Source organism: Saccharibacillus sp. CPCC 101409, from assembly GCF_030518235.1.
Classification (GTDB): Bacteria; Bacillota; Bacilli; order Paenibacillales; family Paenibacillaceae; genus Saccharibacillus.
Genome location: NZ_JAULSA010000005.1, coordinates 215,421 through 229,852, shown reverse-complemented (window position 1 = coordinate 229,852; position 14,432 = coordinate 215,421). Strand labels below are relative to the sequence as shown.

The window sequence follows — 14,432 nt, the reverse complement described above, 5'->3', positions numbered from 1 at the left end:
ATGTTTTTTCCATTTTATTTATCTAGTCGATGCTCCCTTTCTTAATTAGACCAAATTCCTTGTATTAGACGCTCCGCGGACGCAAAAAGTTTAGAAGGCCGCAAAAAAATGTCCGGCGGGCGGCGAACGTGTAGCGGGGCGGGCGGCTGTAGTATAATGGAAAAAATCGCGCCGGGAAACGACCGATTTGGAGCGGCGGATCGATCAAGGAGGAAAGAGCCGATGAACAAACGAGAAAAAGCGGGCTCCCTTCCTCCGGCGGGCGGGCTGCATGGCGGTCTGCACGCCGTGCTGGCGGGAACAGCGAGCGAACAATATCCGCCGGTCGTATTCGAACACGGCTGCGGGATGTCGCTGGAGGTATGGGCGCTGGTTTATCCCGAGATCGCGAAGATTACGCAGACGCTCGTCTACGACCGGGCGGGTTACGGATTCAGCGAGCCCGGCGTTCTGCCGCGCACAAGCGACCGCTGCGTGGAAGATCTGCGGAGGCTGGTGGACCGGCTGGGAATCGCCCGGCCGTTTATTCTGGTCGGGCATTCGCTCGGCGGTTTCTACGCCCGGCTGTACGCCGAGCGTTATCCCGACGATATCGCGGGGCTGGTGCTGGTCGACGCTTCGCACGAAGACGAGATCCGCGGAGCTTTTCCGCTGCCGCATCTCAAGCGCCAGCGGCTGAGCGTCAGATTGTACGGCCTGGCCAAGCTGGCCGCGCGGGCCGGCCTGCTGCCGTGGCTGGCAAAGCGCCGCTGGATTCCCGGCTTCGGGGCCTTCGTCGCGCCGCTGCCTGAAGCTTCGCGCAGCGCCATGTGGTCGCAGGTATTCGGCGAAAGCAGCCTGGCCGCCGCCGAAAGCGAGTACGACTGCTTCGTCCGCGAGACGGGCAGCGTGCCGCGCAGCCTTATCCTGCGCCTGCCGCTGGCCGTCGTCAAAGCGGGCATCTATCGGCCCGTCGAATCGATCCGCAAAAATATTCGCCACGAGCTGCAGCGTACGCTGTACCACACGGCGCTGAAGATGCGGGGATTGTCCGAAACCGCGAAGCTGATCGAAGTCGAAGGCAGCGGCCACCACGTCCAGGTGGACAAGCCGGGCACGATTATCGGCGTCGTAAAGCGGCTGCTGGAACTGACGCGCGTCCAAACTTTCCCGGAGCCGGGAGAAGATTCCGGCGGCCGGTAACGATCGCCGCGCGAACACCAATACGACTTTCAGGGAGGAACAAAACGATGAAAATCATGCCGCTTAACGCAAAAGGAATTCCGGCCAGCCGGCTGGCGCTGGGCTGTATGCCGTTCGGGGGAGAATGGGACCGTTCGCCGTTGACGGAAGAACGCGCGAAGCTGTCGGAGGCCGCCGTGGACGCGGCGCTGTCGATCGGGATCAATATGTTCGACCACGCGGATATTTATACGCGCGGCAAGTCGGAGGAAGCGTTCGGCCGCATCCTCAAATCCAGACCCGGTCTGCGCGATGAGATCGTGCTCCAGTCCAAATGCGGGATCTGGCTCGAAGACGAGCATGCGCCGTCCATGTTCGACTTTTCGCGGGATCACATTCTGGAATCGGTGGACGGCTCGCTGAAGCGGCTGCAAACGGACTATCTGGATATTTTGCTGCTGCACCGTCCCGATCCGCTGATGGAGCCGGAAGAAATCGCCGAAGCGTTCGGGCGGCTCAAAGCATCCGGCAAAGTGCGTTATTTCGGCGTATCGAATATGAGCGCGGCGCATATCCATTTCCTGGAAAGCGAACTGACGGACCGCCTGGTCGTCAATCAGCTCGAACTGGGACTCGGGCGGCTCGACTTCGTCGAAGAAACGGTGCGCGTCAACCAGAGCAAAGGGACGTCGGTCAACTTCTCCGACGGCCTGATGGAATTCTCGCGTGCGGAGAATATCCAGCTTCAAGCCTGGGGACCGTTGGCGCAAGGGCGATTTACGGGCCGCGACGTGAGCGGAGAATCCGAAGCGGTGCGCAAAACGGCGGAGCTGGTCGAGCGGCTGGCGGGCGAGCGGGAAACGACGCGCGAAGCGATCGTGCTCGGCTGGCTGATGAAGCATCCCGCGATGATCCAGCCCGTGATCGGCACGATGAATCCGCAGCGGATCGAAGCGTGCGCGGACGCCGAGAATCAGTCGCGCCTGATGAGCCGGGAAGACTGGTACCGCTTGTATATGACGGCGCGGGGAGACTGACTTTCGTTTGTTTTCACAACAGAAAGGAGGAGCCGCAATCGGTCCCAAATCGCCGCATCGTCCGTGGAAACTGTATATCTGGCTCTTTCTGCTGCTGCTGACCGCGATCGATCTGGCCGTGCTGCTGGATATCCGTACGGACGGCGGGGGCCGTCCGTACCGGTTTATGCTCTGGAACTTTTTCCTGGCCTGGATTTCCGCGGGAACGGCTGCGGCGCTGGACGGAGTCTGCGCGCTGCGCCAGACGCCGGCCAGAACGGTTCTGCTGCCGCTGTGCGGCCTGGTCTGGCTGTTCTTCTATCCGAACGCGGCTTATCTGCTGACCGACCTGCTGCATGTGTTCAAGAATTACGCATTCGATCCGCAGACCCGGTTCTGGAGCGATATCGCGTTCTGGCATCATCTGCTGCCGATGCTGCTGGCGGCATTGATCGGTCTGCTGATTGCCGGCGTCTCGCTGTTCTCGGTCCAGCGCCTGGTCGCTTCCGCTTACGGAGCGGCGGCCGGCGGCATCTTCGCGGCGGCCGCGCTGCTGCTGGCGAGCTTCGGCATTTATATGGGGCGTTTTGTGCGCTGGAACAGCTGGGACGTGGTCTCGAATCCGCTGATGCTGATGCGGGACATGCGGGCGCTGCTCGGCGATCCGTCCTGGGTCCGCCATCTGCTGATGTTCGGCGGCGGCGTGTTCGTCATCACGGGCGGCTTGTACGCGGTACTGATTTTGTTTGGAAAAATGAGCGCGGAGGTGCGAAGCGGTGAGCGCTGAACGATACAGACCGCAGCTTGTATTCGACGTCGGCGGCGTGCTGGCGGCGAATCTCGACCGATTCTGGAGCACTCTGGCGCAGGCGGAAGGCCTGGACCGGGCCGGCCTGCGCGGCCGCTACAAAGCGGAGATCGGCTCGGGCCTGTGGAGCGGGGCGGTCGCGGAAAAAAAGTTCTGGGAGTGGCTGGACGCCGTGTGTCCGGCAACCGGAAGCGAGGAAGCCGCGCGGCTGCTGCGAAGCGTTCTGACGCCGCTGCCGGCGCTCGATCGTCTGGAGGCCTGGAGCCGGTCCGCCGATATTCATATTCTCAGCAATCACGTCGCGGCCTGGATCCTGCCGCTGTTTGCCGGAGTCGAAGACCGGATATCGAGCATGACCATCTCGAGCGAGGCCGGCTGTTATAAGCCCGGCGCGCGGATCTTCGAGCTTGCGGCCGCCGGACTTGCGCCCGGCGACGTCTGTTTCGTCGACGATACACCCGGGAATCTGGAAGCGGCGCGCGGGTTCGGCTGGGAGACGCTGCTGGCCGACGAAGCCGGCGAATGGACGCTCGGGCTGGACGCCTGGCTGCAGCGGCAGACCGCGCGCGGATAACAAGCACCCGCACAGGCGGGAATTTCGATCGGATACGGAGGAACGAAGATGGGAGCAGGAGCCGAAGTACTGATACAGGGAGCGAATACGCAGCTGGGATCGAGCGGGAAGGCGCGGGTTACGGTGGAATGGAACGGCTCGCCCTGTCCGGTCGATGTCAGCTGTTTTATCCTCGGTCCGGCGGGGAAAGTGCCGTCCGACGATTATTTTATTTTCTATAATCAGCCCAGCGCCCCGAACGGCGAAGTGGCTCTGATCGAAAGCGGAGAGCGCAAAGCCGTCTTCGAAGCCGATCTGTCGGCCGCGAAGACGGGCGGCCTGGAGAAATTCGTGTTTGCCGCCGTGCTGGACGGCAGCGGAACGTTTGCCGGGGTGCGGGACTGCAGTCTGAGCGTGGAGTGCGCAGGGCGGAAGGTCCGGTTCGAAGCGTCTTCGGCCGGCGAAGAAGCCGCGCTTGTGCTGGCCGAAATTTACGCGTATAAAGAAACGGTGAAGCTTCGCGCGGTCGGACGGGGCTTCGACGGCGGCCTGGCGCCGCTGGCCGAGTCGTTCGGCGTCGACGTGGCGGCGGAGGAAGAATCGCCGGCCGTTGTCGAAACCGCGCCGGAAGAACGCCGATCCGCGCCGGCTCCGGCCGAAGAAGAGACGCCGCCTAAAGCTGCGGCGCCTTCCGCCGCCCCGGCGGGACGCATCGATCTGCTGAAGCGCAAAGTCGCCGTATCGCTGGAGAAGAAACAGCTGGCCGGCCAAAAAGCCAAAGTCGCGGTCGTATTCGACGCTTCCGGCTCGATGAACAAACTGTACAAAAACGGGACGGTACAGCGGGCGTTCGAACGGATTCTGGCGGTCGCGTCCAGCCTGGACGACGACGGCGTCCTCGACGTCTGGATGTTCGCGCTGGAATTCGTCCGCGCCCGGCCGGCGACCGTGCAGGATTACGAAGGCTATGTGCAGCGGGTGTATCCGTTCAAGGGAGCGGGCGGACGCAACAACGAGCCGGCGGTCATGCGCAACGTCATCGACAAATTCACGGTCGAGGAAGCGGACCCTTCGATGCCGGTTTATATCGTTTTTTTCAGCGACGGCGGCGTATCGGAGACGCGCAAGATTTCGCAGCTGCTGGTGGAAAGTTCGCTGCATCCGCTGTTCTGGCAGTTTGTCGGGCTTGGCAAAGCCAACTACGGCGTACTGCGCAAACTGGACGATCTGCCGGGCAGACTGGTGGACAATGCGGGATTCTTCGCGCTGGACGATATCGATTCCGTCAGCGATGAAGAACTGTACGACCGGCTGTTCAGCGAATTCCCGGACTGGCTGCGCGAAGCGCGCGCTAAAAATATACTTCGAGACTGATCCCGGCTCCGGAGCCTGGACAGAGACGAAGCGAGAAACGATGGAGGAGAAACAAATGAAACTGGACGCATGGATCGCCGCTTCGCTGCGGGGAGAAATCGGCGAGGACGAGGTGCAGCAGGCGCTGTGGTCGCTTTCGAACACGCCCCTGCTGTACGACAGCGGAGAAACGATCGGCACTGCCGATTATATGCAGGCACTGGAACACGTCCCTTCGCCGGAAGAGCGGCAGGCGCTGGAAGAGCTGTACGATCTTGCGGTCCTGCTGTGCCGGCGCAGCGCCGAACCCGAGCGTTACGACCGGATGCAGGACGTGCTCAGCTTGCAGTTCGACCTGTGGGCGAGCGGCGTGCTGAGGCTGGAGGACTGGATTTCTTGGATTGAAGGCGCGGTGTCCGGAAAGATCGAACTGCCGGAATACGACTTCGACGAAGTGCTCGGCAGCGCGCCGGAGAACTTTATGATCCAGGATTTTCACGATGAACTGCGCTTCCGGCTGGAAGACTCGCCCGAGGATGAATGGGCTTTGTCGCATCTTGACGAATTATATCGCCGCGTAGGCGTAACCGGAGAAGCTTAAAATTGCGCTTAAAGTCTTGACGCTGCGGGATAAAGCCGATATGATAAGAACCAACGGGAGACGAGCCGACATCGGTTTGTCTTCCGTTTTCCTTTACCCGTTAACTTTTTTAGGCGAATTGTGTCGAATGTCTGCATAAATTTGATCCAAAACTATATATTTTAAGCGATTCAGCAGGCATTTCCTCTTATTGACTTCTAAAACCGGCAAAATCGGCGTATAATCAAGCACAAACTCTGTTTTTCATGCGATAGAACCGGTTTCACTCCTTCTGCGTGCAGACCGGCTTATCCGCATTCATCTTCAAATGAAAGAGGTGCCGTTATGCCGAGAATGCTCGGAACGCAAATTATGCTCAGGGAATACCGAAGAGAAGATCTGCCGCATATCCAGACAGGCATTCTGCGCAAAGAATACGAGCGGGACGCCAAGCGCTGATTTGTTCGAACCGGGTACATAAGAGTAGGGAAAAAGCCGTTCGGTTCAGACCGAAAACGATTTGCGGCAGGCGGCCGGCCGCGGCGGCGAAACCAAACCGAAGGGAGTGAACGAATTGAACCGCGACGAACCGGGCCCGGTAGGGCGTGTGATTGCCCCGCTCGGCGAAATTATCGAAGCTTATCCGGTGACGGGAGGCGCTTCACGCGACCGAAAATTCAAAGTGCATTTTTACGGTTACGACAGCGCTTATCTGCTGCGTCTGTTCGACGATTCCTCCCTGCCGGTCAAGCGGAACGAATTCGAGGCGCTGCACCGGATGCAGGCGCTGACCGTCCACTGCTCCAGGCCCATCGCGATGGGACGTTGGGAGCCGGAAGGGCTGTACTTCCTGCTCGTTTCGTTTATCGAAGGCGTGGACGCCGCCGCCGCGCTGCCGCTCTCGCCGAAGCCGCAGCAGCTTCGCATCGGCATCCAGGCCGGCGAAGAGCTGCGCCGGATCGGCGGCTACGCCGCGCCGGAAGGCGTAACGGGCTGGGCGCGGCGCCGGCTCGAGGCCAGCGAGCGCGATATCGGGCTGCTGCGCGAACGCGGCGTTTCGTTTCGCGGAGCGCAAGAAGCGGCGGCCCTGACGCTGCGCGGCGGCGAGCTGATGCAGGGGCGGCCGAGCTCTTTTCTGCACGGCAGCTTCCGCCCCGCCAATCTTATCGTGCAGTCGGGGAGGCTGGCCGGCATTGTCGGCTTCGGGCAGTTCGGCTGGGGCGATCCGCTGTATGAATTTGCGGGACTGCCCGTACATGCGCGCGATGTCAGCGCTTTGTTCTGTACGGGCCAGATTCTGGGCTATCACGGCGGCCAGGAGCCCTGCCCGGAATTCTGGAGCCTGTACGCGCTTTACGCGGCCATGGGCGTATTCGCCGCGCTGGCTCAAGCGGCCGAGCACGCTCCCGAACGGCTTCCGGCCGTTATCGCGCAGGCGGAGCGGCTGGGCGACGATCATAACGGCTTTGCGGCCGAGAAGCCGGACTGGTTCGCCGAACTTTGAAAGCCGGCCCGGGCCGGCTTTTCTGGCGCGCGGCCGCCGGGCTGCTTGTCTCGATCGGGCGAGACGGGCAGCCCGGGTTCAATCTGTGCACCCGGCCGCGTTCTTGTTTGGGATTTGCGGCGCGTTGCGGTATACTGGCAGTACATGACCGACCCGGGATCCGGGTACTCGGACTGTGCCGAAACAGCCAACGATAGCCGCAGCCGCCGAAGCGGGCCAGCCCGAGGGCGGCCTGCTTGCGCGGGTGACGGCGGATAACGACCAGGAGGAATTAGAGATGACAGAATCCCGAAAAATGCTCGTATTCGTCGGCTCCTACGCCGAAGCGACATCGAGCGGCGTGTACACGTACGAATTCGATGAAACGGAAGGCGCGCTCAAACTGCTCGATCAAAGCGCGGACCTGCAAAATCCCACTTTCCTTAACGTGGATGTGGAGAACCGGCATATTTACGCGATCGGCGAAGCCGTGACGGAAAACGGCAAAGCCGGCGAAGTCATGATGGTCTATTTTGACGAAGAAGGCACGATGACCCGTTTCAACCGCACGAACACCACACCCAATACGACCTGCCACATTCAGCGCGAATCGTCGAACCGTTTCCTGGTGGTATCCAGCTATCACGGAGGCATGCTCGGACTCGTTTCGCTCAAGGAAAACGGCCATGTCGGAGAACTGCTCGACGTCCAGAAACACGTAGGCGCGGACGGAGCGGCTTCGCATGTGCATTCCGCGTTCTTCAGTCCGGACGAGAAATTCCTGCTTGTGCAGGATCTGGGCCTCGACCTGATCCGCACCTATTCGCTGGATGCCGAAGCGGGCCGCCTGGTGGCGCAGGGCGATACGCAGGCAGCCAAAGGCGCGGGACCGCGCCACCTGGCATTCCATCCGTCGGGCAAATTCGCGTTCGTCATCAACGAACTGAACTCGACGATCGCGTCCTACCGCTACAACGCGGAAGACGGATCGCTGAGCGAAGTGGAAGTGGTGCCTACGCTGCCGCACGACTACGCCGGAGAAAACGGCTGCTCGGAGATCGCCGTTTCCTCGGACGGACGCTTCGTATACGGAGCGAACCGCGGTCACGACAGCATCGTCGTGTATGCGTTCGACGAACAGTCGGCGCAGTTGACGCTGGTGCAGCATGTCTCGACCGAAGGCCGGCATCCGCGCCACTTCGCGCTTACGCCGAGCGGCAAGCACCTGATCGCGGCCAACCGCGATACGAACAACATCGTCGTGTTCGACGTCGATCAAGAAAGCGGCAAGCTGGCGTTCAACGGAAACAGCGTGAGCGTATCCAAACCGGTCTGCGTCCAGCCTTTCTACGCGTAATCGTCTTGGGATCATTGCTGCAGTACGCAGCCCGGGCGGTTTCTCCGATTAACGGAGGAACCGTCCTTTTTTCGTCTGCGGCGGCCCGATCATTGGAAAAGGGGATTGCAAACATGGTAGGCTAGAGAAAGATACAATTTTAACTATTGAACCGGGAGGGGAAGCAAATGAGCGATCGGCCTGAATTGACGCCCGATTGGGAGCGCATTATCGGCGGGCTCCGTTCCTCGGTTACGATCACGGACGCGACGCTGCCGGGCCAGCCGCTCGTTTTTGTGAACGATTACTTTTTGCGGCTGACCGGCTATTCGAGGGAAGAAGTGCTCGGGCGCAACTGCCGTTTCCTGCAGGGACCGGGAACCGAACGAGAAACGGTGGCGGACATGCGCGCGCTTTTGTCGGAGTGCCGCCCGGTGCGTACGGAGATTCTGAACTACCGCCGCGACGGCAGTTCGTTCTGGAACGAGCTGAATATCGACCCCATCTTCGACGAAACGGGCCGCTGCGTGCTGTTCGTCGGTTTGCAGTACGATGTGACCGACCGCAAACTGGTCGAGGAAGAAGCCGGCCGCGCGGCGCAGGCCGCCCATCGGCAGAGCCGGGGCGTGATGGAATTCGTCGGCAAGCTCAACCACGAGCTGCGCACCAATCTGAACGGGATGCTGGGCATGCTGGAGCTTGCGCTGCTGGAAGAAGATCTGCCGGACCCGGCGCGCGAACACTTGAGCATCGCCAAGACCAGCGGCGATACGCTGCTCAATATCGCCAACGACGCGCTGGATCTCGCCCAGGCCGCCGAAGGAGGCGTCGAGCTGGAACGTATCGAGTTCAACCCGAGGCTTGTGTTGGACTCCATATTCAAGACGCATCGTACGCGGACAGGCGAGAAAGATCTGGAACTGAAGCTGGAGCTCGGCGCTTCGCTGCCGCAGCGGCTGTCCGGCGACCCGCACCGGCTGCGGCAGGTGCTGGACAATCTGCTCAGCAACGCGCTGAAATTCACGCAGCGCGGCAGCATCAGGCTGATTGCCGAACGGCTGCCGGCGGAAAATGGCGACAACGGCGAGGTCCGGGTCCGCTTTACCGTCCGGGATACGGGCATCGGCATCCCGGCGCAGCGGATGGACAAGCTTTTCCGGGCGTTCACCCAGGTGGACGTGTCGCATTCGCGCCTGTACGGCGGTTCGGGGCTCGGCCTGACGATCTGCGAAGAGCTGGTCGGACTGATGGGAGGCGCGATCTCGGTCGAGAGCCGCGAAGGGGAAGGCAGCGCTTTTCACGTGGAGCTTCCGTTCGCGCCGCGCGGCAGCGAAAGCGGCGTTTCGGCCTGAAGGCGGCCGGAAGTCCGGTTGGACCGGGCAGCTCCGGGATCTACATTATCGAAAAGCGCCGGTCTACGGCAAAAAAACTGCAGGACCGCTGCCGAAGCGGTTCTGCAGTTTTTTTGGCGAACGGTCAGGTCCTGGTCCACACCAGCAGCAGAGGCAGCAGGATAAACGAAGCCATCGTCGTCCACAGGATGCAGCGGGAAACGAATTTGGGGGAAGCGCCGAATTGTTCGGCCAGAATCACGGCGTTGACCGCGGTCGGCATCGACGCGAGCACGAGCAGCACGCCGAGCAGCAGCGGTTCCGCGCCGAGCGCGAGCAGAATCAGCCAGCTCAGCAGCGGCGCGATCAGCAGCCGCAGCGCAAGACCGGCGCGGAACGCTTTTTGCAAATTGGGCTGCCACGCTCCCGGAGCGGCGCCGATCATCTGCGCGCCCAGGATCACGAGCACGACCGGCGAATAAGCGCCCGACAGCAGATTGACGCCGGTATGGACCGAGGGCGGCAGCGTCACTTCGGCAAGGCGCAGCACGCCGGCCAGCGCCGCGACGTAAAGCGCGGGCAGCTTGAGCATGGCGAGTCCGGCCCGCTTGATCGAGAACTGCGAGCGGGCCGCGAAGAAGACCCCGATCGTATTGACGATCACGATCTGCATCACGACGTAGACGGCCGCTTTGTCGAGTCCCGCCTGGCCGAAAGCCAGCAGCACGAGCGGAAGTCCGTAATTGACGCAGTTCGTAAACGAAGAAACGAGCGTGAGGCCCGCTTTTTCCGCATCGCCCAGTTTCAACAGCCGCCCGAGCAGCACCGAAACGCCCCACATCGCAAGCAGGTTGAGCAGGCCGAACGATACGGTGATTCCGACGTCGCTGGCCGATACGCGCGCGCCGATCAACGTGCTGAAGATGATCGACGGGCTCAGCACATACAGGGAAAGAACGGACAACGGCTTCGTGTCGAGTCCGCGAAAGCGCCGCAGCAGAATGCCGGCGACGACGGGAAACGACAGCGGAAGAAAAACGTGGTACATGGTAGCGAAAATGGACAGCAGCATAAGAACCTTCCTTCGGAGGCCGGCGGAGTTTGACGGGCCCGGTGATGAGGTTTACTTTATCGCAGCCGGCCCGCTTCGTCCAATATCCAATCCCTATGTGGTTATAGGCGCTTGCGTTCCACGAACCGGTCGAGCTGGTCGTGCAGGCCTTCGCGCTTCAGAATCTCCGCCTGCTTCGGGCCGAGCAGATCGAAATGCGGATAGCGGTCGCGGCGGTGGATATAAGCGGGGTTCAGTCCGTTGTCCCTGCACCAGCGCGCCAATCGGCCCAGATCGGAGCAGCCGACTTTGGTCACGGAACGCATTCCGGGAAAACGCGGGTCGAGCCAAAAATGCGTAAGATAAGCGATCTCGCCCCGCTCGACGGCTTCTTTCCAGCGGATCAGCTCGCTTCTGCGGATGCCGAAAGCCATATCCGTTTCACCTTCTTTCTTGAAACCAGTATACCAAAGACGTTCAACTCTTTGTAACAAATGCCGCCCGAATCGGACTTGTACGGGAAATGAAAACGGTTTACACTGAGTTCAGCCGTTATGTTAACGTGAACATAAAAAACAATACTTAATCGGTGGATGCGATTTATACATAATTCCGTAAAAAAGCAGCCGAGCGATTTCTTGTTTCGACTCAAATTGTTCACGTTAACATTAAGGCGGGTTTTTATTTTCGATGTTGAGGATAACTCTTGCTTTTCGCCCGCATGCACACAGAAAGGAAGGAACAAGAATGAAAAGTTTTATGGACGACACGTTTTTGCTGAACAGTGAAACCGCTATCAAGCTTTACAACGATTATGCAAAAGATCTGCCGATTATCGATTACCACTGCCACTTGAATCCGCAGGAAATCCTGGAGAACAAAACGTTCAAGAATATTACCGAAGCCTGGCTCTACGGCGACCATTACAAATGGAGACTGATGCGCGCAAACGGGGTGGACGAACGTTTCATCACCGGGGATGCCAGCGATTACGACAAGTTTATCGCCTGGGCGCGCACCGTGCCGATGACGATCGGCAATCCGCTTTACAACTGGACGCATCTCGAACTTCAGCGCTTCTTCGGTATTCATGATATCCTGAACGAGCAGTCCGCGCCGAAAATCTGGGAAGAAACGAGCCGTCTGCTGTCGGGAGGCGGATTCGGGGCGCGCGATCTGATCGTCAAGTCGAATGTGCGCGTCGTCTGCACGACCGACGATCCCGTCGATACGCTCGAATTTCACAAAAGCATCCGCGAACTGGCGGACTTTGAGGTCCGCGTGCTGCCGAGCTTCCGTCCGGACAAAGCGCTTGAAATCGGACGCGATACGTTCATGGACTGGATCGATAAACTCGCCGGCGTATACGGAAGCCGCATTGCGGATTACGGCACGCTGCTCGATGCGCTGGAAAACCGGGTCCGCTTTTTCCATTCGGCCGGCGGCCGCGTATCGGACCACGCGATCGACGTGATGATGTACGCGGAAACGACGGAGGAAGAAGTGTCGTCGATCTTCGCCAAAGTCGCCGGCGGGCAGCGGGCAACGCTCGAAGAAGAAAAAAAATACAAAGCGTTCACCCTGAACTTCCTCGGCAAGCTGTACGCGGAGCTCGGCTGGACGATGCAGCTTCATATCAACGCGCTGCGCAACAACAACAGCCGGATGTTCGGCAAGCTGGGTCCGGACACGGGCTACGACTCGCTGAACGACCAGCAGATCGCCAAGCCGCTGGTCGGCCTGCTCGACTCGCTCGACCGGCAGGACGCGCTGCCGAAAACGATTCTGTATTCGCTGAATCCCAACGACAATACCACGATCGCGGCGATCGTCGGCAGTTTTCAGGGCGGGGGAACGGCGGGGAAAATCCAGTTCGGCACCGCCTGGTGGTTCAACGATAACAAAGAAGGCATGCTGGATCAGATGAAGGCGTTGTCCAACGTCGGATTGATCAGCCGGTTTGTCGGCATGCTCACCGATTCGCGCAGCTTCCTGTCTTATACGCGTCACGAATATTTCAGACGGATACTTTGCGATCTGCTCGCTTCATGGATCGAGAACGGCGAAGTGCCGAACGATCTCGAACTGGTCGGCGGAATCGTGCGCGGTATCGCCTACGAGAATGCCGAAGCTTACTTCGGATTCCCGAAACCCGCGGTCGTTCGGTAGAACGGCGACAAGCACGCCGGTGCGGAGATCGGGACTTTCGGGAGTCGGCGTGCTTTTTCAAAAAGTGAAATGTGAAATTAATCACAACAGGAGCGTGACAGTGTGGGAATGGGAGTATTGAAAAAACAGCAGCCGGTCGAGGCGCAGCAGGTCGTCAAGCAGGGACTGACGCTTAAAGAAAAAATTTCTTACGGGATGGGCGATTTCGGTAACGGATTCATGTTTGACCTCGGGCAGCTGTATCTGCTTAAATTCTTTACCGATGTAGCCGGTATCGCGCCGAAATCGGCAGCGGGCATATTCCTCGCCAGCAAGCTGTTCGCGGCGCTGTGCGATCCGATTATCGGAGCCTTTATCGATACGCGCAAAAACGCGCGGCCCAACGGAAAATTCAGACCGGTTATGCTGTACGGCAGCATGGTGCTGGCGGTTCTGACCGTATTCACGTTTATCTCGCCGCATCTTTCGCCGGCCGGCAAACTGATTTATGCGTATGCTTCTTATATGATCTGGGGCGCTTGTTACTCTTTTACCAATATCCCGTACGGTTCGCTGGGGGCGGCGATTACGCAGGATGTCGGCGAACGAACGGCGCTCGCGTCGTTCCGGCAGTCCGGCTCGCTCGGCGCGCTGTTCGTCACAAGCGTCGTGTGCATGCCGCTGATTACCCGCTTTTCGAACGAAAGGGTCGGTTACGCGGTCGTCATGGCGGCCATGTCGCTGATCGGCGTCGTATCGTTCTACTTCTGCTACCGTAATACCAAGGAGCGGATCGTCGTTCAGCAGCCGCCCAAAGAAAAGATTTCGCTTGTGGTGATCGCCAAAACGTTCGTCACCAACGTACCGCTGCTTGTGATCGTGCTGATGACCGTATTCACTATTTCCGCTTACAATATCAAGACCGCGATGCTGACTTATTTCGCGCAGTACAATCTGGGCAACAAAAACCTGATGGCTCCGATGAACTTCATTATTATGGGCGCTTCGCTGATCGGCGTATTGTTCCTGCCCAAGCTGGTCGCCAAGTTCGGCAAAAAAAGAACGGCCCTGATCGGGATGGGCGTCAGCATTATCGCCGATTCGTTCAACTTTTTCCTGCCGACGAATGTGTATGTATTCACAATTCTCGCCACAATCGCTTTTATCGGGATCAGTATTCCGAACGGGATTACCTGGACATTCGTATCCGATATCATCGACTACGGCGAATGGCACAGCGGCGAGCGCAAAGAAGCGACGACGTACTCGCTGTTCAACTTTTCGCGCAAACTGGCGCAGGCGCTCGCGGGCACGATGGCGGCGTACGGACTCGGCATGGTCGGCTATGTGGCGAATGTCCCGCAGACGGCCGAATCGCTGCTCGGGATCAAAGGACTGCTGCTGCTGTACCCGGCCGTCGCGCTGTGCATCGCCATGCTGGTGCTGGGACTGCTGTATAAACTGAATGACAATAAGCATAAAGCGATCGTAATCGAGCTTCAAAAGAAAAATCTCGAATAATGCCTTACCTTTAGCGTTGACAAAGTACTAGACGCGAAGATCGCGCGGGACGCGCGCAAACGCACGATTCCGCGAACAACGACTTCTTCGG

13 protein-coding genes are annotated in these 14,432 nt (G+C 59.5%); 11 read left to right on the top strand and 2 right to left on the bottom strand.

The features are described 5' to 3' along the window. Positions 1 to 222: 222 nt before the first annotated feature. From QWJ34_RS13605 to QWJ34_RS13565, 9 genes are all read left to right on the top strand, one after another. Complete coding sequence (locus QWJ34_RS13605; protein WP_302728564.1) at positions 223 to 1,182, top strand: alpha/beta fold hydrolase; 960 nt, start codon at positions 223 to 225, stop codon at positions 1,180 to 1,182. 47 nt (positions 1,183 to 1,229) lie between these two features. Continuing rightward, positions 1,230 to 2,198, top strand: coding sequence for an aldo/keto reductase (locus QWJ34_RS13600; protein WP_302728562.1), 969 nt, complete (start codon positions 1,230 to 1,232; stop codon positions 2,196 to 2,198). Between the two features lie 7 nt (positions 2,199 to 2,205). Beyond that, complete coding sequence (locus tag QWJ34_RS13595) at positions 2,206 to 2,964, top strand: DUF1361 domain-containing protein (RefSeq protein ID WP_302728560.1); 759 nt, start codon at positions 2,206 to 2,208, stop codon at positions 2,962 to 2,964. After that, positions 2,954 to 3,559 (top strand): HAD family hydrolase, encoded by a 606-nt coding sequence (locus QWJ34_RS13590; protein ID WP_302728558.1) that lies wholly within the window; start codon positions 2,954 to 2,956, stop codon positions 3,557 to 3,559. Before QWJ34_RS13595 ends, QWJ34_RS13590 begins: the two co-directional genes overlap by 11 nt. A gap of 48 nt (positions 3,560 to 3,607) precedes the next feature. Next, a complete protein-coding gene (locus QWJ34_RS13585) occupies positions 3,608 to 4,912 on the top strand; it encodes a VWA domain-containing protein (protein WP_302728557.1) in 1,305 nt (434 codons plus the stop codon). A 55-nt stretch (positions 4,913 to 4,967) separates the two neighbouring features. Next, on the top strand, positions 4,968 to 5,492 hold the full coding sequence (locus QWJ34_RS13580; protein ID WP_302728555.1) for a hypothetical protein: 525 nt from the start codon (positions 4,968 to 4,970) through the stop codon (positions 5,490 to 5,492). A gap of 553 nt (positions 5,493 to 6,045) precedes the next feature. Then, complete coding sequence (locus QWJ34_RS13575) at positions 6,046 to 6,975, top strand: phosphotransferase family protein (RefSeq protein ID WP_302728553.1); 930 nt, start codon at positions 6,046 to 6,048, stop codon at positions 6,973 to 6,975. 277 nt (positions 6,976 to 7,252) lie between these two features. Beyond that, positions 7,253 to 8,311 carry a lactonase family protein gene (locus tag QWJ34_RS13570; RefSeq protein ID WP_302728552.1) on the top strand — a complete coding sequence of 353 codons (1,059 nt, stop codon included), beginning with the start codon at positions 7,253 to 7,255 and terminating at the stop codon, positions 8,309 to 8,311. A gap of 167 nt (positions 8,312 to 8,478) precedes the next feature. Then, a complete protein-coding gene (locus tag QWJ34_RS13565; protein WP_302728550.1) occupies positions 8,479 to 9,642 on the top strand; it encodes a sensor histidine kinase in 1,164 nt (387 codons plus the stop codon). A 124-nt stretch (positions 9,643 to 9,766) separates the two neighbouring features. Here the strand turns inward: QWJ34_RS13565 and QWJ34_RS13560 are convergent, their stop codons facing one another. Together QWJ34_RS13560 and QWJ34_RS13555 are read right to left on the bottom strand one after the other, a co-directional pair. Continuing rightward, positions 9,767 to 10,693 (bottom strand): AEC family transporter, encoded by a 927-nt coding sequence (locus tag QWJ34_RS13560; RefSeq protein ID WP_302728548.1) that lies wholly within the window; start codon positions 10,691 to 10,693, stop codon positions 9,767 to 9,769. 101 nt (positions 10,694 to 10,794) lie between these two features. Continuing rightward, on the bottom strand, positions 10,795 to 11,106 hold the full coding sequence (locus tag QWJ34_RS13555) for a hypothetical protein (RefSeq protein WP_302728546.1): 312 nt from the start codon (positions 11,104 to 11,106) through the stop codon (positions 10,795 to 10,797). A gap of 313 nt (positions 11,107 to 11,419) precedes the next feature. Here QWJ34_RS13555 and uxaC point away from each other — a divergent pair, with 313 nt between their 5' ends. Beyond that, the gene (uxaC, locus tag QWJ34_RS13550) at positions 11,420 to 12,841 is read left to right on the top strand and encodes a glucuronate isomerase (RefSeq protein ID WP_302728544.1); all 1,422 of its coding nucleotides are present in this window, start codon (positions 11,420 to 11,422) and stop codon (positions 12,839 to 12,841) included. A gap of 108 nt (positions 12,842 to 12,949) precedes the next feature. Continuing rightward, positions 12,950 to 14,341: a glycoside-pentoside-hexuronide (GPH):cation symporter gene (locus tag QWJ34_RS13545; protein ID WP_302728808.1), complete on the top strand. Its 1,392-nt coding sequence runs from the start codon at positions 12,950 to 12,952 to the stop codon at positions 14,339 to 14,341. The last annotated feature ends 91 nt before the right edge of the window (positions 14,342 to 14,432 follow it).

What these genes read in the sequence shown, in the direction of transcription:
- QWJ34_RS13605 (WP_302728564.1), top strand. Translation starts at nt 223, where the DNA reads ATGAACAAACGAGAAAAAGCGGGCTCCCTTCCTCCGGCGGGCGGGCTG.
- QWJ34_RS13600 (WP_302728562.1), top strand. Translation starts at nt 1,230, where the DNA reads ATGAAAATCATGCCGCTTAACGCAAAAGGAATTCCGGCCAGCCGGCTG.
- QWJ34_RS13585 (WP_302728557.1), top strand. Translation starts at nt 3,608, where the DNA reads ATGGGAGCAGGAGCCGAAGTACTGATACAGGGAGCGAATACGCAGCTG.
- QWJ34_RS13580 (WP_302728555.1), top strand. Translation starts at nt 4,968, where the DNA reads ATGAAACTGGACGCATGGATCGCCGCTTCGCTGCGGGGAGAAATCGGC.
- QWJ34_RS13570 (WP_302728552.1), top strand. Translation starts at nt 7,253, where the DNA reads ATGACAGAATCCCGAAAAATGCTCGTATTCGTCGGCTCCTACGCCGAA.
- QWJ34_RS13565 (WP_302728550.1), top strand. Translation starts at nt 8,479, where the DNA reads ATGAGCGATCGGCCTGAATTGACGCCCGATTGGGAGCGCATTATCGGC.
- QWJ34_RS13560 (WP_302728548.1), bottom strand. Translation starts at nt 10,693, where the DNA reads ATGCTGCTGTCCATTTTCGCTACCATGTACCACGTTTTTCTTCCGCTG.
- QWJ34_RS13555 (WP_302728546.1), bottom strand. Translation starts at nt 11,106, where the DNA reads ATGGCTTTCGGCATCCGCAGAAGCGAGCTGATCCGCTGGAAAGAAGCC.
- uxaC (WP_302728544.1), top strand. Translation starts at nt 11,420, where the DNA reads ATGAAAAGTTTTATGGACGACACGTTTTTGCTGAACAGTGAAACCGCT.
- QWJ34_RS13545 (WP_302728808.1), top strand. Translation starts at nt 12,950, where the DNA reads ATGGGAGTATTGAAAAAACAGCAGCCGGTCGAGGCGCAGCAGGTCGTC.